The following is a 23,301-nucleotide window of genomic DNA, read 5'->3' on the forward strand; positions in this document are numbered from 1 at the left end:
ACAGGATCTCGGCTCACGGGGTTCCTCTTCGCTTCGTATGGCCGACCGGTACGGCATCCAGGCCAAAGGGATCAGCGGTGGTGTCAGCTGAGAAATCCGCAGGCACATCGGCCACACCCTCCGGCGCAGGCGGTGCACCGGCATTGCATATATCGCGCTGCTTCTGAAGACGGGACTCCCGCGCAACCGATAGCGCGTCATGTGATGTCTTCTTGCGCTTTGCGGGGCTGCTACTCGTTTCCATCAGGCGCTGTTGCCTCGCCAGAACCCATGCAGGCATCGGGTCGATGCGCTCTGACGCCGCGGTTCGAAGCCCAGCGCGATTGATCAGCTTGCGCAGCCGCCACGACACAGCGTGATTCAGCCAGCGAGGCTCCGGCTCGAGGGGACCGATAATCTCACCGGTATCGGCTCGAATTGCAGTCACGCGTCGCGCATCGTAGCGTTTGATCTGCAATCGGATGGTCTTGCCTAGGAGTTCCCAGCTTGTGGCTAGCGTTGGACTCGTATAGCGGCATCGCATAGGTCGTACGTGGGGCCGCACGCCTTTTTGCAAGCTGCCGCGCACGATGCAGTCCTCGTAATGATCCAGTAGGCGGGGATCACGCTGCGTCGGCAGTGGCAACGGATTACAGAAGACACCGGACTCCGCTTGGCCTAACGCGCGCGCGAGGTAGGCGACAGGGGAACTGAAACCCAGGCGCTCGGTCGGATTCTCGTTATGGACGCGACAGCAGTGCTGAAGCGCGAGCTCTACGTCGCGATAGTCAATCTTGAGGCGGATTGCTTCTGCAGCGGCGTCTGGACGTAGCGGATCTGCCGGGCCGCTGCCATAACTGGAGGCAAAGCGCTTCGTGCCAGAGGCCGAGATTTGCCCGATGGTCTTCTCGATAACAGAACGCCTTGCCCAAGTGTGAATGGGCCCAAAATTGATCGCGCAACCGAACGTGTCGATAATGTTCTTGACTACCTCATGCGCCCGATTGCAGCGCGCATTGTCCAGCTTGAGCACAGTCACTCCCGAGAAACTCAAGCCCGGAAGCAACTCGTGGATATGGACCGGGACCGGTACGCCATCTGCGTTCCGGAGCCCATCGGCATAGGCGTCCGGCCGGAGCGCCCGATCGACGGCCTCCAGCACGCTATCAGCGCTTGGTTCGATCTCGAGCGTACTGAACGCGCTCCAGGTGGCTGATGTGAATTCGTCGACAACCAGTGCGATGTACCAACGCGGCAGTACCTGATGAAGACGCTTGCCTTCCGGTGTTTCAAAGCTGAAGCAGGAGGCTGCGTCGACGCGGGCAAAGTCGAGACTGGCGAAAGTCCCCGGCCGTAGCGGCCGAATCAGCGGGGGAATGCCACGCCCGACTATCGCCATGCGCGTCGCTGCCGCGCGGCCGAAGCGCCGACGCACCGCTCGCGCGGGCTCTTGCTGCATCAGCGCATGGCAATGCCGCACCAGGCTCGTGTAGCCCCTATCGCCGGTGCAAAATGGCCAATCGGCGCCAGTCAGGCCGAGCTTGCGTAACACGGTCAACCAATGCTGGTGCAACGCGCGAAATGTCGGTGCGCGGTCAAACAGCTGGCTGTGCGGAGCACCAAGCCCCAACAGACGTTCACATAACGCATCACGCGCGGCGGGATACTTATCGAACAGCGCACCCATTGCACCGGCATAGCCGCTAGACGCGCCGGGGTTCGGGGAGACCGGCTTCTGACGTTGGTAATCACGGATGCGCAGACCCGGCACCAGTGCCAGAAGTCCGTAGACACCACGGACGGGATGCGGTGTCATGAAGCGCTGCAACAGACGAAAAACCTCCCGCCGTGACAGCCCTGTTTCGTTCTTAATGGCATCGAACGACGCGTGCGCGCTGTACATGCGCACTGCCTGCTCACGCCGCCGAAAGGTCTCGCGAGCAGTCTCGCTGAATGACTCAAGAGACGGTGCCGACCAGTCGGCAGTTGCGCTAAAGGCAGGGCTTATCCGTCTGCGGGGGCGTTTAGCTGTCATGCCCGTCCGCCGCAAATTAAGGTGGTGGGAGCCAGCAGCGCCGTTGTGAGGTCTGCCTTTGCGTTCCCTAGCTGCAGCTGCCTGGCCACCACGGCGAGCATGATGGCGGGATCGCATTGCCGCCATTGCAATGCTCGACCGAGCTCAAAAGCCGTTCGCGCGTTCAACAGTGCCGTTAGCGCTTCCGCTTCGGCGTCCCGAGGACACGATCCCGCGGCCGTCATTGCTCTGCTCAGCACCAGCCAGTTGTCAAAGAGAATGCGATGCCCTTCCAACTGGCGCTCGGTCATCATTTCGCCGCGCGCCCCATTCATCGCGGCGTCGGTACAAAGAGCCTCCCTACGTGCCCTCAACGGCTCGGTGCCGAGCGAGGCTCCATGGTAGTAACCGAACCAAGTCTGGTTGCCGGCAAAGTCCCTTGCGACGGTGTACGACCGCAGCCGAGGCGCGCTCTCAAACGACACTCCCGCACGCGGTGGCTGGTAAGAGGCGATATCGGCCCTGCCCTCCAGTAGCACACAGTGCATGAAGGGCAAATCTCCCTCGATGTGCAGATATCGGCGATTTTTGTTGGAGTGGAAAATCCAAAGATTCGCAGCAAAGTTTCGGCGCGAGCTTGCCGCCGTACCAGCGGCTTCAGCCGACGCAGATTTGGCGCACATAATGAACTCCTGACAGGATTTCGCCATTTCGCTGCGCACGCGGCCCTTGACTTCGGCTGGATAACGACCAAAATCAAACCGTAGACAGCGAGGGATAGGAAGTCGCACTGTTGGCGCAGAGCGACTTCTGCAGATAGTCGGATTTTCGAGCTAGCGTTCTCCTAGATAGGCGGGGCGACCATTCTGGTTGCCCCGTTTGCATTGTCGTGATTAGTCCCACGTCACAAGACAAAACTAATCCAAAGGCGTTGGTTTGCAAGAAATTTGTCTTACTCTCTATCCACTACTAAGCTTCAAAGGCAGAGCTATATATTTTTCCCGCGAATTTTACTAATATAATTATATTATTCTTCGTCAGATATAAATCGCCCTGTAGGCAAACGACTCCAGCGGTCACCCTCACTTCGCAACGAATCAATTCGGCCGTGCAACATTCACCTCCCGTGAGACGTAGCATTTGAGCTTGCTCGACTCGCTTTTTGGCGCTCCTGATGTCATCATCGGACGAGACCAGCCTCGCGCGATGCGCTCTGTGGTTGGCCGCGTAACAAGACTGGTGGAGACGGAATGGCTGGCGAAGGACGGCAGTACCTAATGCTTGCAGATCGCGATGACCCCGTGAGGGAGGCCTTGATAGACCATTCCGAGGACATTCTCCGGATGAAGTCTTGCTTTTCTCAAGCGGGGTATGACGTGAATGCCGAAACGCTTGCAGCAGCATGGCTCTCTTACTCTCAAGGCTTTGCCGCCACGTGGCTTGGGCTTCCGGATGACGATCGCCGCCTGCTGAGAGATCTTCTGGAGGGGCAACACCCCGCGCTAGTTTTGAGTCCGACCGGTAAGGATTGCTGGCCGACTTCTCTGGTCAACAGCAAGGACGGACATAGCCACCGTGTGGAATTGCCAAATGAGCTCTTGGCCGAGTTGGGATGGGAAACCGCCGATGTCGTCGAGATCGCGCGTCTCCCATGTGGAGAGATCCGACTTCGTAAGCTCTAGGTGATGTTCGCTTGTCCGATCGGCCTCTCGACGCCTGTGCTGGCATCGTTAGCGTGGCCCTGCGGATTTCATTGGCCGGAGAGACGCCAATCGGCCAGAAGCAGTCGCTCGACATGCGCGTGTAAATTGCACACAATCCCGAGTTCGTGACGATACGAGAGCAATTCCGAGTCTGACACATCGAATGTCACCTTCGTCACCTAGGCGGGTGTCTAGAGAATAATCTGGCAGAGGGCTTAGTCGTAGCGATCGCGAGCGCTTGCGCAACAAGTACACCATCTTCTCCCGGTCGTTTCACTTACATTTCCACATGAACCTGATACCGCTATCTACAATCAGCGACATTCGCTTCGATATCTCGCAAGACGAGCTTGAGAGCGCAATTGGTAAGCCCGTGCGGCAGGGTCGAAACCGACGTGGCGAAGAAGAACTTATCTATACCAAAGGGATTTATCGTTTCGATGAGTTTGGACTGGTCGAGGTAACGCTTGATGTTGAGGCGATCACGATTGCTGGAGAGACTGATAGCTCTTCCAAGTGCGCTGACCCAGTCTGATCCCTCCGTCTGCGGCATCCTAGGTTCGCAATACCGACTCCAATCCGTGCGCATCTCTGTGAATCTTGAGGTACTTCCTGATACCCAAATGCTTGTTGAGCACATCGCTTCGCAATCGAATGTTCTGATCGACTCCGAAGTGATGCATTTGGCCACGAACCAGATGAGGATGAATGACTACGTTACCGTTGTCGTGAAAGCCGATTAATCCGCGGTCGAAAAGTCTATCTAGGCTTGGTGTGAGGAGCAGACCGTTATCTGGATCCCACCGCTCATTTGCGCTCTTGCAATTTCCCCAGGCATGGATGTGGGATGCGATGAGGAATTCGGTCAACCTGCAGCCTGTCACTGAGCAGCCCCCCCATCTCTGAATTAGCTGCTGCCGGTAGTTGCTCTGCCCTATGCGGACCTTCATCAAAGCGAGAAACTCTGATTCGCTAAGGTCATGGTTGCCCCGTAACTCCTCTAGTGCGGCCTCATCATGAAGCCGCTCTGATGCTGGTTTGTTGGGTCTGGTATCCGGTAGCGAGTCGTATTCGGTACCACCTGTCACAGCGGCCCTAACAAACAGGCAGAACGCTTCGCACAGAAGATAAATGCGAGCAGCAAAGGTTTCACCGGCCCAATCGGAGACATCAATTGTTGCCTCATAGCCGACGACAGGCCTACCATCATCCTCCAGGTAGCGCAACCAAGACGGTCCTGGATATGCGGCATTACGTGGCAGCGCAACCCCTTCAAACGAGAAAAACTTGCCCGACAGCAGTCGATCAATTTCCTCTTTGTCTTGCTCATATAGAAACGCGCGCAGCTTCATGTAGACCGGTCCATCACCGCGGTTTGGCGTGATCCCAATAAAGCGAACTTCGTCCATGGGATGCATAACCCGAATCCAAGGATGCCCGTCTGGGTTGAGCATTAAGTGCGACTTTATTCCCTTGCGTTCAAAAAGTTGATCCAATCCATCAGCTGCGATTCTCAATGCACCGACGACCCGCTCCAATCCTTCTCGCATGCGTCCTCCCCATCAATTTAATGATGAATTCTCACACAATCGCGGCCGTCAGCGAGCATACGGTATTCTGTGCCGCTGAATAGCCTCTTGCTCAGAACATGCCTCAGCGCACATATTGCGACAGCCGTTGACGAGGCTCGGTCACGACCGTACCCCGGCGAGATCGATATCGTTGTGAATTCTCGAGAATGCTCTTCAACTTGATCGCGGCAGGCCATGAACCGCCGGCGTACGTGGCCTAGATCAGCTGTGGATTCAACCGGTGAATGCAACACACTAGACCTGCGTTCGGCCGGCTGCGTTGCCATGATTCGCTGCCACCTTGATACATGTGGAGCTCATCTGACCTAAGTTGGCTAGGGAGATTCTGGCACTGTTCGCTTTTCTGCATATCGACTTGGCCGGGCTCGGCTACGTGTTGTGGCGGAGGGAGCCTGTATCCCTGGAGCGATGAATGCAAAGCTAGTGATAACCGATTATGGATGGTCAGCCCCAGGTCTGGTTTCCCATAGCCAGTGGCAATGGTGTGAGCACGAACGCCTGCTTGTCGCACCAGGCAGTCAGACGAGCCGTGTGCTGGTCCGTATAGCCCGTACCGTCTTCGCGTATGACGATCAAGGTGTTGCGTCCGATTGAGCGTAGTTCGTTGTCGGTCCTACAGTAGACCTGAGTGTTGACGAGCTCCGCGACCACATCGTCAAGAACTGCGCCATGTTTCTTGTGAATAGTTTCGGAGAGGGAGAGATCCAGCTTTAGAGGCCCGGGTTGGAAAGCAAGTGACTTGACCACGTCAACGGCTGCTGCGGAGAGCTTTCTCGGCTCCCAATCCGTGGCCCCTGGGCGCGCGAGGTCTTTCTCTGAAAGTTCATGCGCACTAAGCTCGAAGACACCCTTTCCGTCTACGGATTCGCCTCGCACGACGAGGAGTTCCGCAAGGTACTCATGATCTAGGTCCGGGCCGAAAGGCATCGGAACGCCACAGATAACCGAAATCTTCGTCCAAAGGAATTCCAAGAGGATACGCGCGACATGGTCCCTGCCTGACGCTAGAAGAACCCATCCTCCATTTGGGGCACGGCTCAGGTACGGTTGTCCCGTACACTTCACCAGACTGAAGGTGCCGGCGGTGATCAGGGCCGGCAGGATTTCTGGCAAATTCTTTGCCAACGCGCCTATGTTGGATCGGGCGAATTTGAGCATTGCCGAGCGAAGACCGTGCTCGGTGGTGTAGCCGTTAAATCCCAGAAGCACCGCTACCGGGGCGTAGCTTTGGCGGAGAAGGGTGAAGAAATTGATCCGATCCGGCTCCGGGAGGCTTAGTGCGGCCTGTGTACTGAGAGGCCCGGCGCGGCCAGTCAGCATTTCGTACGACTCTCGCGCCGACCTTATGTCGAAGTACTCACCTGCGTTGAGCCTGGCCCGGAAATCTACGTCGCAGTGGCGTAGGATGTCTGCCAGATGCATGATGCCTTCGGCTAGTGCGGTGCTGTCTAGGGTCTTTTTGACTTCGAGCACACACAGAACCTGACGTGCAGGATAGATGTATTGATCGGTTAGGCCGTAGCGCTGCCCCTCTCCCTGGACAAGCATGCCATCTATCTGTTTGGGACAGCCATCAATGAACCCAGAAACGACGCGCAGATCCAGTTCGGGGGGCAGAACGAATTGTTGATCGATGCCTTCTTTTGCGATCGCCTCGTAGGCGCTGCCGAGCGTCGGCATATGCTGCATCGAGGTGGACTCGACCTTTTCTCTCTCTTTGGCTATGAAGGCGGTCAGGAGATCGGATGCGTTCTTGATCATGGTGAGAGATTGTTGACGCTTAAAGATTAGATTTGCAGCTGCTAGTGGCAGACGTGGGCGAAATACAAAATTCTCTGATACCTTTTGATTTGAAAGGGGTGGCGGGGAATAAGTAGGCGACCCCATGGGTCGCCTTTTATGCTGGTCGCCTACGTAAGCCTGCTCAGGTGCACAGCGTTGAGCGCCCTCAACGCACTCTGTGAAGAAAGGCACGCTACGCTGATTCGCCGTTCTCTGCCTCCCAAGCGGACTCGAAGAGCTGTTGCTTAGCCTCTTCGGTCCGATTGTAGTCGCGCAGAACATGGAACTCAGCAGAACGCTCTGAAGCTTTGACCATGAGCGCGCCGCTTTCTGGCGTGAAGAGATCACTCGCTAAGTCAAAGTAGATCTTGTATGTCCCCTCTGAGGTTCGTACATATTTTTGACTCGGATCGATCAGATGCAGAAACATCTGCTCCTTTAGAAGATCGACGAGCACAACAAAAGCCGGAATCTCTGCGGAGACCCAGTAATCGAAATGATGTGCCTCAACATAGCAGCAACTCTTCTCTTCGGCTGTTGTAGTCTTGACTTGTATTGCTACGAAGCGTCCGGTGCTTTTTTCGCCCGCCATTATTTCGACTTGTCCATCGATTCCGATGTCTATGTCGAACAGACGGCAGGGCCAACGTAGCTCCTTCGCGATCTTGTACGCTGCGAAGAACTCCCCGGCATCTCCGGTAGCGGTCTTTCTTGGGTACTTCATCTTTTTCTCTAAGATTCTGCGGTTGCAAGGGAATGCGGAAATGTCTGACCGATGCATGACACGCGCTTTAGCCCTTAACATCTATCGGCCACGCGTCCCAGTTATTGAGTTCTTTGCGTCAGGTCAGACATCCTAATTCGCCTCGGTCCTGAAGAAGCTTGCCCTGTGTCGCGACCACAACCTGCAGGGGGTGGCCTTGAGAAAGTCTGGCCACATTCTCTCTTTCGATCATCTCAAACTAAAGTGGTGAAACGCTGTTACCGTCAGGTTGCCCTGACGAAGGTCTACGCGTGGGAGCTGATCGCTGACGACTGCCTAAGGGAGAAGGTGTCGTCATGGACGCGGAGCTATCCTGTCGCTGACCTCCAAGCAAGAACTCAATGACTGCTATGCCGTTGTGGAGTCGGACTTCAATGGCCGCGGCAAGTAGGCCGCCGTGAACGTCGGCTGCGAGGGCGAGCCCTCTCGGTGTTTTCCATCGAAATGAATCCGTTGCGCCTATCAGCTGATATCGTGCACGAACAGCGCACGACCGCTGTGATCGTCTTGACCACCGGCGCGGCATCCAACGACGGTCGATTTAGCGAAGACAATAGCTACACCCCCTATACCCCGCCTTCCTCGATCTCCGATATCTGACATCCACTTTCCCTGCCCCTCATAAATCCTCGTCGTCTCGCAGATTTCCTCCTATATTGAAACCTTGCTGCTTATGCTCAGCAACTGAGAGCATTATCGGTGGCACCTCACATAGCAGCACGGCGGGACTAGAATAATTACTTAATCCGCCCCAGATCATTTGGAGAGTATATGGCGGAATTTGATTTTCCCGTGCCCAGCATTGATATAACCGTTACAAATTACAAGCCGAGCTTCGATCAAGCCTCTAGAAAATTCAGATCGTGGCAGGTGGAATCTCTACTTAATAAGGCGGCCGACTTGCTTGATCGTTGTCTAGCCGAACAGGCGAAATACGACTCTCTCCGCGCTCAACAGGCCTTCTTGTCGACGACATTGGCGGCCGAGGAGGCTTCTCTATTGACAGAGGAAAAGCTTCGGGACGATGGGCAATATGATTTCCCGTCCATAGATACAACGGCCCGTGTTTCAAAATTAGCCGAAATGGCAGTAGATTACAAGAATGCCGAGGAATGGGCGGTAGCGACACATGCTCAGGAAGGGACTCCGGCGGCCGCGGCAACTATGCATGACCACAAGATCGCACACCTTCGCTTTAAAATGGAGAATACTCTCGCAGAGGTCGAAAAAATCCGTGCAGAGAAAACTGCGCTCGGAACTGTGGCTATCCACAAGGATAGATTAGACAAAGAAAGAAAGAGATTCGATGCAACGAAGATATACACTATAGATGGTAACGCATTAGATTTTAGATTTCAGGCGGAACGGTGTAGTCGTCGCGTGGTTCGCGACTATAGAGAGGCTGTGGACCGACTTATAGTTGCAGCCAGAGGTCTGGAACAGATCTACGGATATCAAGGCTACCAAACTGATAAGGATGTGGTCGTCGATTTTTCCTCAGTCATTCAGTCAGTGAATGATCTCACCCTCAAGCCGCTTGACGCAGTTACAACATGGGTACGGGAGGCAATCCGATGGCTCGCCGCCTTCAGCCACAGCGATCAAACGATCACTGTGGTCGTATCTCTCAAACAGGCCCTCGGTACGGAGTGGAATGCACTTTTGAGCCAGCCTGGCGCGCGTTCCTTCCCTATTTCACAGGACTTATTTTACCCATACCGGTTTGTCCGTCTTCGCGGGATGAGCGCGACCTTTCTATCTAAAGGCGGCTCAAGCAGTTATCCACTCCGCTGCATTATTACGTTGCCGAAATCTGCTCGATATTTTTTTCGGGATGAGCAGGGAAATGATTTAGGAACTTCGTCTGTGAATCAAAGAGAAATTCCACCCTGCGTGCTTGGGCGAGTAGCGGACAGAGGCTCCGCACGTGAGCCTGAGATCTGCGGTGCGATATCGTTAATGAACGCCAGTCCCATTGGAGAACCCGGGCCTAGTGGTCTCTTCACCATTGACGTGCAGCGAATCACAGATGATGATAAGACTTCTATTGCCGACATCCTTCTGGAGGTTATTGTATCGGCTCAGCCGGTGCATAATTTTTGATGGGGTATCATCATGCCTTATAATAGCCTATCATCAAAGGAATCGATTCACAGCTCACTTTGGATGCCCCCGTTGTCAAGCGCGTTGCGATGTGACGAACCACAATCTCGACTCGAATTAAATGCGGAGACGGCACTCATCGCACTAGCGGATAACAATGAAAAAGTCCAATCTCGAATTGAGGAGCAAGAAAGACGAGAGAAAATTATTAATGCGGTCGTTATCTCCCTGACGGCGATAATAAATCCAGAGAAAGAGTTGGAAGATTCTAATCAAGCCGCAATCTGGTCTATTATTCACGGTATTCTTGGAATTGAAACGCCGGATATATTGGAGTATCAGTTTAGTGAAAAAGCGAAGAAAGATGAGAAGATTAATGAGCTTTTCTCCGAATTAGAGAGGCAGCGTGCATCGGATGATGCTGAAATGGACAGTGGGCGCGATCGGCTCGATGTCCCGAATTCAGATGTGCTGCATTCGTCCCCACTTCTACCATGAACTATCGGGCGGCCAACAAATGTAAATGCCACCCCTAACCATGCTGGCTCCGGAGCATTTGGACTTCTCACACTTGCCGAATCGTCGTTCACCTTTAAGCGGCACGGCAACTGCAACTCTTGCTCAGCAGTTGAGCTACCTCGCGATCTCCGCACTGAGGAGCGGCTACTCTTGGTTTTCTGCACCTCCATATCAACATGTCCGAAGTTGGATGAAGCTCGCCCACATTGCAGGCGCGACTGCAACAGGGGGCCTGTTTTACAAAAATGTCGATCAGGACGCTGAAGCTTCTGGACTACATCAATCCGAGTATGGCGGCCAAGGGAGTTCGACGAGACTGCCACTCTGGGGGCGGGCCGCTTGCCGGCAGCCGAAGTTTGGCGGGTCTTTTTCATAAGAAAGTACAGGGGAATGCCAATCTAAGGTGGGGCATTCGAGCCCGGACGGCGCCGAGGGCTCCATTCGCGGGTATCCGAGGCGCGCCCTGGCGGTATTGACCTGTCTGCGGAACGCAGCCCAAGCGGCGTCCTTACCCAGCTGGATAGGGCGGAGCGTCTACGTCTCCAGCCGGCTTCCTCTTTCTACTTAGGCCCTTCGACTGAGGGTCGGCGAGTTGGTCCACGTCGAGAAGGCGCGATACCGCTGTATTGACGTTTTTCATCTCGGCACTCTCCGGCGTTAGATGCTGGACCGTCCTCGCGTAATCTAGAAGCGCATCACACAGAGTCGACGCGACCGTGAAGGTCTGACCACCGGCGGTGGTTCCACAGGCATAGATTCGAAAATCCTCACAGGTCGTCCATGTGACGTCGCCCCCAATCCGGCCTCGACGAGGCGCCGCGCGAATGACCTGACAAAGACATCGCGCCAAATATTCGTTGTCCGGCTCATCTCTACCTTGGTCATAACAAGCAAACTCTATGTCGTCCGTAAAAAAGACAACTTGGGAAGTGTTCGATGGGCAGCCGACGAGAAAGCACTCGAGGGTAATAAAGCCATCTTTTGTGAAACGAAACTGGGAGGAAGCGCTACGAGCGACGATTCTCGGAAGCGAGTGTAGACGATGTGTGCGAGCATCAAATGCGGATGCACTTTCTAGGACAGACGAAGCCAAACTATCGTGCAACGCTTCAATAATGCTGCGTCCTACCTCAAAGGCGTCTTGAACTGAACCGCCATGAAGGAGACGATCATAGAACGCCACGGCCGAGGCTCTCGCTGCCCCATTCGATACCAAGGCGGTCGTTCCGATCGCATATGGAACAGGTCCAACCACCGCCTCGGCCATCTCCTTAGAGTTGCAAGCATTGAAATAAACAATTTTAGGCGGGCTTTCATAGTTCAGGAAAGTTCGAAGCATGGAGCCCGTCACTGCTACTGGATTTCCTTTCTCATTTGCAAGCAGCAGTTCGCCGCTGTCACCATGTGCCGACAAATGAACGATGTCCGGCTTATTTATCAGCAACTCGAGTGGTAATTGCTCAACAGGCAACGAAGGCAAAAACCTAAAATCGACCGGCTCGCCTCCAGCATACGATGCACGGCGTTGTAACGCTGTAATCTCGCGTTCAAGAGTTAGCTCGGATGCACCATCTGGATTCGACGCGATATAAAATACTTTCATATGCTCTGGTACTCCTACTCGGGGAACGCGTAGATGAGGCGCGCCACCACGGGGTCGTCAAGGTACCCGGCGATCCCGTGATGGTTCCCCATGTGATTGCGAATATCCAGGACGTTGAGGACATCAGCACGCTCGATCGTGTTCAATGATGTGCAAGACTCAAATAAGTTGCTTCGGTCTAAGGCGCCATGGAGAGCTACGATGTCATCTCTGTCGGCCACGTTGATCCATTGTCGTACGCTTTTCGGCCACCGAGGAGGATCCATTGCTAAACGGGAGCGAATACATCCAACGCTCAGTGGGCTCCCGATTGTCACAAGAAGATCGATAGGTTCGCTGCGCCACCGCCAAAGGGCTTCCAGCGCGACAACAGTCCCTAGGGAATGTGCCACCACTACAAAGCGACGATCAGCTCCTGAGCGTGCTTGATGTGCAGCGAGCATGGCGGCATCGGCCATCTTAGATATCGCCGAGTGCACTTCTCGGGATGCCAAATATGCGGCGACTTGGGAGAGTACGAGATCGACAAATGCCGCCTGCACCTTGTTCGGAAGTATTGAAGAAAGCATCCGCAAAGAGCCGCTCATAACTCCGCGATTAAGATTATCTTTGTCCGTCTGTCGAGACTTCTCTCTGGCGATTTCAGTAATGAATTCCAGCTTGATATCATCTCCACCGGAATCTGTTTTTCTGCCATTCCGTGTTCGCGTGAGATTGTCTTGATCGCGATAGGAATTTTCAGCAGGTCCGCCTGATTTCGCGTCAGCAAGCAATTCACCGTAAAATGGCATTTCAACGATGGCGTCGCGAAGCGATACCGGACTCCCAGCCCGTTCCAACCCGGTTTCTATACTCTCAATCCAGAGCTTCCGCAGCTCATTTTGATTACTTCGCTCCTGCGCGATTCCATGAAAGAATAAAAATGGCATAACGTGCCCCTCAATCGATTATGCGCTCGGCCTCTTTTTGCCTTGTTTCTCTGTTCCTGAACGGGAAGAGGCTAGCACCACTCTCTGTGGAGGGGACCCGTGCACTCTACGCCTATGTGACCATCCACACATTCATGTGAGACAGACCTCGATGGCGTAGTGCAACGTTGCCGAGGGCAGACCGCTCCGTAGGGCGAGGCGCTTCTGGTGCGCGTAACAGCCTGCATAGCATCCGAGGCACGCTACGCCATCCTTTCGCCACCTAACATGTCTTAGACGCATCGACATCGGGCGCGGGGGGTGGGCAGCCGCCCAACGAATGGCCGCGAATGGCTGGGCCGAGAGGCAGTTACGGGTCGAAGAGCGTCCGTTGGCAGTGCCTGCCTCAGGACATACAGCCAGCCTCGAGTAGCAAGGAAAAAGACCGCCGCGCTGCCGTGAGCACGCACGGCGGTCGAACTACTGCTGGGATGACACGGCCAGTATCTATGCGGGAGCCTCCGGTTTCAATTCGAATCTGATGGGCCAGAATCTGGGGCACCGCCTCGGCACACCGACGAGTGAATGCTGATGCTGCGTGGACCTGCGGAGACAGGGACGTTGACACCTGCGAGTGACCGTCTGCGTCGGCCAAGCGATCAACTCACTCTTGAGACTGCAGGACTGCCGACGCGCGGCGTTCCGGGCTTTGGCAGCGGCCGCCCGCTCAACCCGTATCTTGTGTGTTGGAAGGTTGAAACGAGGTCTGTTCGTACCAGCAGATGATGTTCAGCGGCATATCGGAGGCCTCGTTGCATATCGTGATCTTGCAAGACTGCGGCCTTAATCATTTGACCGCGCGTCGCAGGCCCGTGGCGAGCAATGAATTCCAGAATTCGAGCTGCGCAAGTGTGACCCGCAAGAACTTTCCCCCCCATTCTTCGGTGCATGAGTTCTAGTTGGGACTCGACATACGATTGGTCTTCTATCTTCAGCATCCAGGAATGCATTTCAGCCACACCGTGCCCAGTACCATAGCGTAGCTCGATGTCACCCGTGGCCCAGCCGCAAATGGCGGCACGAAGATCGGCAGGGCAGCCAACGCGTCGCAATCGGTCAACCAGCGAGTGCCTGAAGCAGTGAAGCTGCTTAGTCACGCCGCGCCGTTTCAGCCAGGCATTAGCGGTGGATGAGGCGCCAACTCCGTTCGTGCGAGTGCGCTTATTGTAGCGAGGGAACGCGTGCAATTGACCCTGTCGCGCACTATCGAGGACGCGACGGGCTGCCCAGAGCGCGATGCCAACGAGAGGTACTTCGCGAACGCTGTGAGCAGACTTTAGTCGTCTCCATGGATGCACCTGGATGCGAAGGTGCGGAGTGGAGTGACGGAGCCGAATGTCGTCGATGGACAAGCCAGCTACCTCTGACAGCCGGGCGCCAGTATCGATGAGGATCGCAATCAGCCAGCGAATCTCATCGTCTTGGTGATAGCAGGCTGCCATCAGAGTGCTCAGTTCATCCGCTGTCAGTGGTTGCCTACGAATCTTGTCGTGCCCCTCCAGCGGGATGGAGACTTTGTGAAATGGATTCACGCACGGGAAACGAGCCTCGGCCAAGTAGGCTGACGTGGCAGCCGCTAGATGATGTAGATCCCGCCTTACGGTGCCTGTCTTCACGCCACTCGCCAAACGATGGCGTATGAAGCGCCACAGGTGAGATGGGGCAATCTCCGAAATTCGTCGGTCGCCGCTGACCTGAGCGTAGCGTTCAAACGCCTTACGGACTGGCTTGGCGAACTGAGGGCCATATCTATTGGGATGGTTCTTGATATAGCGCTCCACCACGATGCTGAGCGCTGGCGTCCGGCCGCCGAAACTGGCGCGTGCTGAGACTGAAACTCCTGCTCGCCGAGTGCGAAATCCTGCAAACATGCTCCCTCACAGTAGGGTAGAAAGAAGCATGCGAGCATAAAGCCGAGACTGTCCGGCGTTCACGATGCCAGAAAATTAGGCGTTACTGACTCCCCTCCGACGCATCGCACCCAGGGCGAAAATTGCGGCAGGCCGATCCGATCACTTTTCCTCCTGTGCATGCGGTTTCGTCAACTCTTCTCGCTTAGAGACACAGGACATACTCGTTCGCCAATGCTCCTGAGTTCGGCGGCCTAAAGCCGTTCTCTAAGACACCAAAAAATCGGCGCTTTCGCTTGCGAGGCAGTTCAAGCTTTGGTTTCTCAAGGGAAGTCGCGGACTTTGAGGGTGCATGGCTTTGTGTTTAAGCACTGCGGCTGCGCATAGCCTCCGAAGCCCCTTTCTGGGGCATCCGCACCTATTCGGAGCCACGTTCGTGGCTCTCTCGCGTGCACGGGCACTCCCTACCACGCCTCTATCGCCCTTAATCCACAACGAATTCTGAGCCGCCATGAGCGCTGCATGCAGCGCTGTGAACTTGGCACACACATTGCATTGCCTTGTATTCAAGAAACGCGATTCGCCCTAGGATTGACCCTAATAAAGTGCCGTATGCGTTGTTTATATCGGCATTTGTAGCCTATATGCATTGGCGTTTGGCTTTCGCTGCATGCAACAATGCGATCGCTGTCGACAATGGCAAAGGATTTTGATGAAAACGAGCATGCGTATGGATTTGCTGCATGCAGCCCTGCTTTCGCTTGAAGACACCCATAAGAGATAGACATGAACAAAATCGTCCGATTTTTCCTGCCGCTGCTTGCGGTCTCGTGTGCAGGCGCTGCGTCGGCGGCAGATGAGCCGATCCGCATTGGTGTCATCGCCACGTATTCAGGTCCTTACGCGGACTATGGGCGGCAGTTCGATGCCGGCATGGAGCTCTACCTCAGGCAGCACGGTGGAAAGCTAGGTGGACGGCCGGTCGAGTTGGTCAAGAAGGATACCGGCGGTCCCGCGCCTGAAGCGGCCAAACGTCTCGCCCAGGAACTGGTGGTCCGGAACAAGGTGCAATTTCTGGCCGGCCTCGACTTCAGCCCGAACGCCTACGCCGTGGCGTCGGTGGCGACGCAAGCGAAGATTCCGACCGTTGTCATGAACGCCAGCTCTTCCGGAATCCCCGCGGCCTCTCCGTATGTCGCGCGCGTGTCGTTCACGGTCGAACAGGTTTCCGCGCCGATGGCCAAGTGGGCGGCAAAGAACAAGATCAAGGAGGTGTACACGGTCACGGCCGACTATGCCTCCGGCGCGGATGCCGAGACGGCATTCACCAAGGCATTCACCGCGGAAGGCGGAAAGATCGTGGGAAGCGTTCGCACGCCCATGAGCAATCCGGACTTTTCGGCGTACGTGCAGCGCATCAAGGACGCCAAGCCGCAAGCGGTCTTTATCTTCTTCCCCTCCGGTGTCATGCCTCCAGCGTTCCTGAAGACATGGAAGGAACGCGGAATGGACGATGCCGGGATCAAGCTCATTGCAACGGGCGAAGCCACCGACGATAGCTACCTGGCGGCAACCGGCGATGTCGCACTGGGACTGACAACCAGTCATCACTACTCGTACGCCCACAAGTCCGCACTGAATCAGAAATTCGTCTCCGACTTCTATGCGGCCTATGGCAAGAAGATGCGCCCCAGCTACTTTGCGGTGGCGGCGTACGACGGCATGGCTGCATTCGATCTTGCGCTGAAAAAGACCAAAGGCGATACGGATGGAACGAAGGTGATGGTGGCCATGAGCGGCCTCCAGTTCGAAAGCCCCCGCGGCCCGATCGAGATCGATCCGAAGACACGAGACATCGTGCAGACCGTCTATATCCGCCAGACCGAGAAGGTCAACGGCGAACTCGTCAACGTCGAATTCGATGCATTCGAACGCGTTGCAAATCCAGGCAAATAGTAAAAAAACGACGATGGGAACAGTGATTTTTGATGGAGTGGCCTATGGCATGCTCCTGTTTCTGATAGCGGTAGGCCTGTCCATCACGATGGGTCTGATGAATTACGTCAATCTGGCGCACGGAACCTTCGCCATGGTGGGCGGCTATGCAGCGTCGCTGGCGATGCAGCACATGGCGGTGAACTTCTATGCGAGTCTGATCGCGGCCTTCGCCGTGGCGGCAGCCATTGGCGCCATCTGCGAACGCCTGCTATTCCGACGACTGTATCGGGCGAGCGCGCTGGACCAGTTGCTGATGTCGATCGGCGTCGTCTTTGTCTCGATTGCTGGCGCAACGTACTTCTTTGGTCCTGCCGTGCAGCCATTCACCCTTCCCCACAGTCTTCAGGGGCGTGTGGTGGTCGCAAGCGTGGAGGCGGGCTACTACCGACTGTTCCTGATCGCCTGCGGCATCGTCGTCTTTGCAGCGCTGATGCTGGCGATGACCCGAACCCGCTACGGCGCCATGGTGAGAGCCTCCGTCGATAACCAGCGGGTAGCCGAAGGCACCGGCATCCGCGTGCAGCGGCTCTTCCTGCTGACCTTCTCGCTGGGCTGTGGACTGGCCGGTCTGGGTGGCGCGCTCAGTCTGGGGACACTCGGACTGGAACCGACATTCCCGCTCAAGTACCTCGTGTACTTCCTGATCGTCGTGTGCGTCGGCGGCGCTGGCTCCATCGTCGGCCCGTTTGTCGCAGCGCTCATCGTCGGGTTGGTGGACGTGGCGGGCAAATATTACCTGCCGGAGACCGGCGCATTCCTTATCTATGTCTTCATGGTCGTCGCACTGCTGATTCGACCCAACGGCATTCTTTCGCGAAAGGCACTCGCGTGAAAACGATTCCCCTGACATCGCGCCACGCAGGCCTGGTCGAGCTCGCATTCTGGCTGGCCGTGGCAAGCAGCTATCTATTCCTGCCCGACAAACTGCCGCTGATCAGCCAGATCCTGATCATGGGCCTGTTCGCCCTGTCGCTGGATATCGCATTGGGATACGCGGGCATTCTCACCGTCGGCCATGCGACCTTTTTTGGCATGGGCGCGTACTGTGCAGGCTTGCTGGCCAAGCACGGATGGGGCGATCCGCTGCTTGGCGTGGCCGCCGCATTGATCGTGTGTGCCATCGCCGGTTATCTGCTCAGCTATCTGAGTGTGCGTGGAGGCGACCTGGCTCGCCTGATGATCACCATCGGCGTGGGGGTACTGCTCGCGGAGGTCGCCAATCGTGCGAGCGCGATCACCGGGGGAACAGACGGACTCCAGGGCATCGCCATGAATCCGCTGTTCGGACGATACGAATTTGATCTCTGGGGCCATACCGCATTCTGGTACGCCTTCGTCGTCGTGGCCGTCGCCTTTCTGATCGTCAGGTTGATGCTGCGATCGCCTTTCGGGCTCGTGCTGCGGGGCATCCACGACAACCGCAAACGCATGCTCGCGCTCGGCTGTCCGGTTGACGCGCGGCTTCGCCTTTCCTACTGCATGTCCGCTGCATTTGCCGGGGTTGCAGGCGCCCTCCTCGCACAGACCACCCAGTTCGTCGGCATCGAATCCCTCGGATTCGCCAAGTCGGCCGAGATCCTGATTATCCTGGTCGTGGGCGGCGCGGGACGCCTGTACGGCGGCATGGTGGGCGCGTTTGTCTATATGGCACTGCATGACGTGTTCGCCGATCTGGACCCACAGTTCTGGATGTTCTGGCTCGGGATCTTCCTGATCGCTTCCGCGCTGGCGGGTCGGGGCGGTATCACCGGCGCCCTGTCACGGTTCGTACCCATGGGGAGGCCGCAATGAGCAGCACGCTTTCTCTGCGCACCATGGACCTCGGCGTCCGCTTCGGCTCCTTCGATGCCGTCAGTGGTGTGAACCTGTGCATCGAACCCGGTGCCAGGCAGGCACTGATTGGCCCGAATGGCGCCGGCAAGACCACGCTGATCAACCTGCTGACGGGCGTAATTTCCCCCACATCCGGGCGGGTCGAACTCAACGGTCAGGACATCACGCGGCTACGCGCCGATCAGCGAGTGCGGGCCGGACTGTCGAGAACGTTCCAGATCAATACGCTGTTCCCCCGTCTGACGCCACTGAGTTCCGTCGTGCTGGCGATCTGCGAGCGCGAGGGCCTGGGCGCATGCTGGTGGAAGCCGGTCAGGTCCATGCGAAAGATCTACGACGAAGCGACGGCGATCCTCGGAAGTCTCCGGCTGGCAGATCTCGCGAACGTTCCCGTTATCGAGATGGCATACGGCAAGCAACGGCTGCTGGAGATCGCCCTCGCCCTGGCCACCCGGCCACAGATCCTTCTGTTGGACGAGCCCGCGGCGGGTGTTCCGGCCGGCGAGAGCACCGAACTCTTCGAAGTGATTGCGGCGCTGCCGGATGACATCAGCATCTTGTTTATCGAACACGATATGAATCTGGTCTTTCGCTTTGCGCAGCGCATCTCGGTCCTCGTAGCCGGGAGAGTATTTACCGAGGGTTCTCCAGAGACGATTGCAAACGACCCCGGTGTGAAGGAGGTCTACCTCGGGCGAAAAGGCAGCATCGCCGCCAAGTCAGGACACGGAACGGCGTCCGCGAGCCAGGGAGTCGCGCTTCATGGCTAGCTCGCTGATTTTTGACAAAGTGACCGCGGGCTACGGCGACGCCATCGTCCTGGAAGCCATGGACTTCGCCATTCCTGACGGCGAAAGCCTCGCGATTCTGGGACGCAACGGTGTGGGCAAGACGACCGTGCTGGAGACCCTGATGGGCAACACACGGGTCAGCGCCGGCGCGGTCCACTGGCTGGGCGAGGACATTACGCGTCGTCGCTCCTATGTCAGGGCCCGGGCGGGCCTGGGCTGGGTGCCACAGGAGCGAGAGGTGTTCCCATCCTTGACGGTTGAGGAAAACCTCACGGTCGTCGGGACCCGCGGATACTGGAATCTTCACCGGGTCTACGACCTGTTCCCCCGGCTGGCGGAGCGGCGGCGGAACTACGGCAACCAGTTGTCTGGCGGAGAACAACAGATGCTGGCGATTGGACGCGCGCTGATGACCAATCCTCGACTCCTGCTGCTCGACGAGCCCATGGAAGGGCTCGCGCCCATCATCGTGGAGGAGCTCGCACTGAGCATTCGCCGCATGCAAAGCCAGGCGGGCCTGCCTTCGATCGTCGTGGAGCAGCATCCAAGCCTTGCCCTCGAGATGACTGATCGCGTCATTGTCCTCGAGCGCGGAAGCATCATTTACGCGGGCACCAGCGCGCTATTGGCCAGCGATCCCGGCAAGCTCGAGGCGATGCTGGGTGTGAACGTCCGCGAGGAATCCGCGGAATCATCGACAAGCTCTTGCGGCAGCGGATGAAAACGCTGACGCGGTAAGCCGCCACCCTCACCCCCCGATCCAGATTCACCAGCCCTGCGCCGCTCTTCTCGAACGGTGCGGGTAGCACTCGCCTTTCATTTGTCCAGAACTATCAACATGGCCAAGCGCCACATGACCAGGGAGAGATGTATGAAGTTGAGCCGTATCGCTGTAGCCGTCTGTTTCCTTGCCTTGCCACTGGGTGCCTATGCCCAGTCCGTCACGCTCTACGGCGTGGTGGACACCGGCGTCGAGTTCGTCAATCACGTAGGCGCGAACGGGAACGGCCTGGTGCGCATGCCGAATCTGTCAGGCACGGTGCCATCCCGCTGGGGCATGCGCGGCTCCGAGGATCTTGGCAACGGTATCAAGAGCGTGTTCGTGCTCGAGTCGGGTTTTGCGGTGGACAGTGGCAGCTCCAATCAGGGGGGGCGCCTGTTCGGTCGCCAAGCCTTCGTCGGCCTGAATAGCGAATGGGGTCAGATCGCATTCGGACGTCAGTACTCCATGCTGTTCTGGGCAACGCTGGATACGGACATCCTGGGGCCAAACGCGTATGGCAGCGGCTCCATCGACAGCTACCTGCCCAACGCGCGGCACGACAATGCCGTGACCTACAAGGGCAAGTTCGGTGGGTTCACCGTCGGCGCAACCTACAGTCTGGGCCGCGACACCGTGCGCGCGAACAGCATCTCGGGCACGAACTGCGCGGGCGAAAACCCTGCCGATGTGCAGGCATGCCGCGCCTGGTCGGCATTGCTGATGTACGAGACGGCCAAATGGGGCGCTCATGTTGCCTACGATTCGCAGCGCGGCGGCGTCGACGCTTTTGGCGGACTGACCAGCAGCAGCCTGAAAGACGATCGTCTGTCGGTGGGTGGCTATGCGCTGCTCTCCAACGTGAAGATCGGGCTGGGCGTCATCAATCGCAACAACGAGGGCTCCGCCAATTCGCCGGGTCATAGCCAGCTTTACTACGCTGGCGCGTCCTATGACGTGACGCCTGCATTCAACGTTGCCAGCGAGGTGTTCTACGTCAAGTTCAACAACAGCCCGAACAAGGCATGGCTGGGCGCGTTGCGTGGCTCGTACTCGTTCTCCAAGCGCACGCTGGCGTACGCCACGGTTGGTTACATCGATAACCACGGAACGTTAGCCCTCTCCGCCAGCAATGCGGCGGGAGGCTCGGCGCCGGCACCAGGCGCCAATCAGCTGGGCGCCATGCTCGGTATCAAGCAGATCTTCTGACGTCTTGCGCCACGCGCGCAAGCGCGTGGCCGCGTCACAGATCATTTCACACCACAGGAGACTTCGATGATTCCGTTTCACCCCCCTGCCCGCCGCGCGCGCGCCTGGCTGCCCTCTCTGGCTGCGGTCGGTGCCGCCCTCGCGGCGGCTGCCTGCGCGCCCTCCACGACTTCCTCCTCGGCTTCGACAGCCTCGCCGGCCGATACGGTCTACCTCAACGGCAAGATCGTCACCGTCGACCAACGCTTCTCCATCGCTCAGGCCGTCGCCGTCAAGGACGGCAAGTTTATCGACGTAGGCTCGTCCGACGCCATGCGTCAGCACGTGACGGCGACCACCCGCGTCGTCGATCTGCAGGGTCGCACCGTGATTCCCGGCATGATGGACAGCCATAGCCATATGATCGGCGCCGGCACGGCGGAAACTACGGCGCAGGTCATCAGCGCCACGTCAGTCGCCGATACCCAGCGCATCATCGCGGAATTCATCCGCCGCAAGAACGTCGCGCCGGGGAACTGGGTGCTATCGGGCCGTTGGCACCCGCCGTCGCAACTGGCCGAGCATCGCTACCTGACGCGCCAGGAGCTGGATATCGCCGCACCGGCGAACCCGCTGTTCGTGCAGACGGTGGGACATTTCGCGATGGCCAATACCAAAGCGCTGGAGCTGGCAGGCATTACGCGCGCGACCAAGGACCCTGTGGGCGGCAAGATCTATCGCGATGCCAACGGCGACGCGACGGGGCTGCTGGAAGAAACCGCGATCGAGCTCGTCGAGCGCAGGATCCCGCGTCCCACGCGCGAACAGTTGATTACCCAGCTGGTTGCCGCGCAGCACGTCTACAACGCCTCGGGCATTACCAGCGCCATCGATGCCGCGCTGACCGAAGAGGAGATCGACGCCTATTTCGCGGTGGCCGAGCGCAAGCAGTCCACGGTGCGTACCGGCGTGATGTGGAAACCCATCGCACTGACCGCGGCAGACTTCGAGAAACAGCTGAACGCCGCGAAGTTCAAGGACGACACCGGTAACGACTGGGTGCGTACCGCCGGCATCAAGATCGTGTCCGATGGCGGCATGACGCTGAAATCAGCCTATATCCGCAAGGCCTACGCGGATGATCCCCACAATCACGGCACTCTGGCGCTCGACCCGGCGGCCTATAAGCAGAGTGTGATCCTCGCCAACCGCCATGGCTGGCGCGTGGGCACGCATGCGGTGGGCGACGCGGCCGTGGACCTCGTGCTGGATGCCTATGCCGGGGCAGACAAGGACAAATCGATCAAGGACCGCCGCCTGGTCGTGATCCACGGCAGCCTGATGACACGCGAACAAATGCAGCGCGCCAAGGCCCTCGGCGTGCGCGTGGACGCGCAGAACATCTTTATGTGGGACAAGGCCGCCACGGTGGAGAAATACATGGGCACCGAACTGGCCAATCGTGCCGTGCCGACACGCTGGCTGGTCGATACGCTGGGCATCGAGGGCACCGCCGCCGGCACAGATAACCAGGTGAATATCCTCAATCCGTTCGTTGGCCTGTACGTCATGGTCACGCGCAAGGACCCGCGCGGCAAGGTATATGGCGCCGATCAGGCCCTTTCGCGCGAAGAAGCGTTGCGGCTCTATACCAACGCCGGGCCGTACTACACGTTCGAGGAGAAGCGGAAGGGATCGATCGAGCCGGGCAAGTTTGCTGACATGGTGGTGCTGTCTGCCGACTACACCACCGTCCCGGAAGCCGAAATCAAGGACATCAAGCCCTTGCAGACGATCGTCAACGACAAGGTTGTCTATCAGGCATCGAACTAAACCACGCGCGGCCTGGGCGGAC

20 protein-coding genes are annotated in these 23,301 nt (G+C 57.3%); 12 read left to right on the plus strand and 8 right to left on the minus strand.

Translation table 11 applies throughout. The features are described from left to right. Positions 1-13: 13 nt before the first annotated feature. Together LDO41_RS04640 and LDO41_RS04645 are read right to left on the minus strand one after the other, a co-directional pair. Positions 14-1,882, minus strand: coding sequence for a hypothetical protein (locus tag LDO41_RS04640; RefSeq protein ID WP_223982569.1), 1,869 nt, complete (start codon positions 1,880-1,882; stop codon positions 14-16). Positions 1,883-2,010: 128 nt separating this feature from the next. Continuing rightward, entirely contained in the window at positions 2,011-2,676 is a 666-nt protein-coding gene (locus tag LDO41_RS04645; protein ID WP_223982572.1) for a hypothetical protein, read from the minus strand. Between the two features lie 567 nt (positions 2,677-3,243). Here LDO41_RS04645 and LDO41_RS04650 point away from each other — a divergent pair. Then, a complete protein-coding gene (locus LDO41_RS04650) occupies positions 3,244-3,675 on the plus strand; it encodes a hypothetical protein (RefSeq protein WP_223982574.1) in 432 nt (143 codons plus the stop codon). A gap of 310 nt (positions 3,676-3,985) precedes the next feature. Next, a complete protein-coding gene (locus tag LDO41_RS04655) occupies positions 3,986-4,231 on the plus strand; it encodes a hypothetical protein (protein ID WP_223982576.1) in 246 nt (81 codons plus the stop codon). Between the two features lie 19 nt (positions 4,232-4,250). On the opposite strand, the gene LDO41_RS04660 is transcribed toward LDO41_RS04655, so the two are convergent. The 3 genes from LDO41_RS04660 to LDO41_RS04670 all read right to left on the minus strand — a co-directional run bounded on the left by LDO41_RS04660 (position 4,251) and on the right by LDO41_RS04670 (position 7,794). Beyond that, positions 4,251-5,246 carry an HNH endonuclease gene (locus LDO41_RS04660; RefSeq protein WP_223982578.1) on the minus strand — a complete coding sequence of 332 codons (996 nt, stop codon included), beginning with the start codon at positions 5,244-5,246 and terminating at the stop codon, positions 4,251-4,253. Positions 5,247-5,732: 486 nt separating this feature from the next. Continuing rightward, positions 5,733-7,049: a DUF6602 domain-containing protein gene (locus tag LDO41_RS04665; protein ID WP_223982580.1), complete on the minus strand. Its 1,317-nt coding sequence runs from the start codon at positions 7,047-7,049 to the stop codon at positions 5,733-5,735. A 214-nt stretch (positions 7,050-7,263) separates the two neighbouring features. Continuing rightward, a complete protein-coding gene (locus LDO41_RS04670) occupies positions 7,264-7,794 on the minus strand; it encodes a DUF4365 domain-containing protein (protein WP_223982582.1) in 531 nt (176 codons plus the stop codon). A gap of 468 nt (positions 7,795-8,262) precedes the next feature. Between LDO41_RS04670 and LDO41_RS04675 the strand changes: the two genes are divergently transcribed. The 3 genes from LDO41_RS04675 to LDO41_RS04685 all read left to right on the plus strand — a co-directional run bounded on the left by LDO41_RS04675 (position 8,263) and on the right by LDO41_RS04685 (position 10,434). Further along, complete coding sequence (locus LDO41_RS04675) at positions 8,263-8,433, plus strand: hypothetical protein (protein WP_223982585.1); 171 nt, start codon at positions 8,263-8,265, stop codon at positions 8,431-8,433. 171 nt (positions 8,434-8,604) lie between these two features. Beyond that, positions 8,605-9,936: a hypothetical protein gene (locus tag LDO41_RS04680; RefSeq protein WP_223982587.1), complete on the plus strand. Its 1,332-nt coding sequence runs from the start codon at positions 8,605-8,607 to the stop codon at positions 9,934-9,936. A 12-nt stretch (positions 9,937-9,948) separates the two neighbouring features. Further along, the gene (locus LDO41_RS04685; RefSeq protein ID WP_223982589.1) at positions 9,949-10,434 is read left to right on the plus strand and encodes a hypothetical protein; all 486 of its coding nucleotides are present in this window, start codon (positions 9,949-9,951) and stop codon (positions 10,432-10,434) included. A 529-nt stretch (positions 10,435-10,963) separates the two neighbouring features. Here LDO41_RS04685 and LDO41_RS04690 read toward each other — a convergent pair. The 3 genes from LDO41_RS04690 to LDO41_RS34330 all read right to left on the minus strand — a co-directional run bounded on the left by LDO41_RS04690 (position 10,964) and on the right by LDO41_RS34330 (position 14,897). After that, positions 10,964-12,058 (minus strand): CHAT domain-containing protein, encoded by a 1,095-nt coding sequence (locus LDO41_RS04690; protein WP_223982592.1) that lies wholly within the window; start codon positions 12,056-12,058, stop codon positions 10,964-10,966. Positions 12,059-12,072: 14 nt separating this feature from the next. Then, positions 12,073-12,987, minus strand: coding sequence for a hypothetical protein (locus LDO41_RS04695; RefSeq protein ID WP_223982595.1), 915 nt, complete (start codon positions 12,985-12,987; stop codon positions 12,073-12,075). A gap of 638 nt (positions 12,988-13,625) precedes the next feature. Next, the gene (locus tag LDO41_RS34330) at positions 13,626-14,897 is read right to left on the minus strand and encodes a tyrosine-type recombinase/integrase (RefSeq protein WP_223982598.1); all 1,272 of its coding nucleotides are present in this window, start codon (positions 14,895-14,897) and stop codon (positions 13,626-13,628) included. 765 nt (positions 14,898-15,662) lie between these two features. On the opposite strand from LDO41_RS34330, the gene LDO41_RS04705 reads away from it, so the two are divergent. The 7 genes from LDO41_RS04705 to LDO41_RS04735 all read left to right on the plus strand — a co-directional run bounded on the left by LDO41_RS04705 (position 15,663) and on the right by LDO41_RS04735 (position 23,279). Next, positions 15,663-16,832: an ABC transporter substrate-binding protein gene (locus LDO41_RS04705; RefSeq protein ID WP_223982600.1), complete on the plus strand. Its 1,170-nt coding sequence runs from the start codon at positions 15,663-15,665 to the stop codon at positions 16,830-16,832. A gap of 13 nt (positions 16,833-16,845) precedes the next feature. Next, positions 16,846-17,706 carry a branched-chain amino acid ABC transporter permease gene (locus tag LDO41_RS04710; RefSeq protein ID WP_223984185.1) on the plus strand — a complete coding sequence of 287 codons (861 nt, stop codon included), beginning with the start codon at positions 16,846-16,848 and terminating at the stop codon, positions 17,704-17,706. Further along, a complete protein-coding gene (locus LDO41_RS04715; protein ID WP_223982603.1) occupies positions 17,703-18,665 on the plus strand; it encodes a branched-chain amino acid ABC transporter permease in 963 nt (320 codons plus the stop codon). The genes LDO41_RS04710 and LDO41_RS04715 overlap by 4 nt, the downstream gene beginning before the upstream one ends. Continuing rightward, positions 18,662-19,477 (plus strand): ABC transporter ATP-binding protein, encoded by an 816-nt coding sequence (locus LDO41_RS04720; RefSeq protein WP_223982606.1) that lies wholly within the window; start codon positions 18,662-18,664, stop codon positions 19,475-19,477. Before LDO41_RS04715 ends, LDO41_RS04720 begins: the two co-directional genes overlap by 4 nt. Next, positions 19,470-20,219, plus strand: coding sequence for an ABC transporter ATP-binding protein (locus LDO41_RS04725; protein WP_223982609.1), 750 nt, complete (start codon positions 19,470-19,472; stop codon positions 20,217-20,219). The genes LDO41_RS04720 and LDO41_RS04725 overlap by 8 nt, the downstream gene beginning before the upstream one ends. 150 nt (positions 20,220-20,369) lie before the next feature. Beyond that, the gene (locus LDO41_RS04730) at positions 20,370-21,467 is read left to right on the plus strand and encodes a porin (protein WP_223982612.1); all 1,098 of its coding nucleotides are present in this window, start codon (positions 20,370-20,372) and stop codon (positions 21,465-21,467) included. 66 nt (positions 21,468-21,533) lie between these two features. Further along, positions 21,534-23,279 (plus strand): amidohydrolase, encoded by a 1,746-nt coding sequence (locus LDO41_RS04735; RefSeq protein WP_223982615.1) that lies wholly within the window; start codon positions 21,534-21,536, stop codon positions 23,277-23,279. Positions 23,280-23,301 lie beyond the last annotated feature (22 nt).

The organism is Cupriavidus pampae (genome assembly GCF_914271485.1).
GTDB classification, from domain to species: domain Bacteria; phylum Pseudomonadota; class Gammaproteobacteria; order Burkholderiales; family Burkholderiaceae; genus Cupriavidus; species Cupriavidus pampae.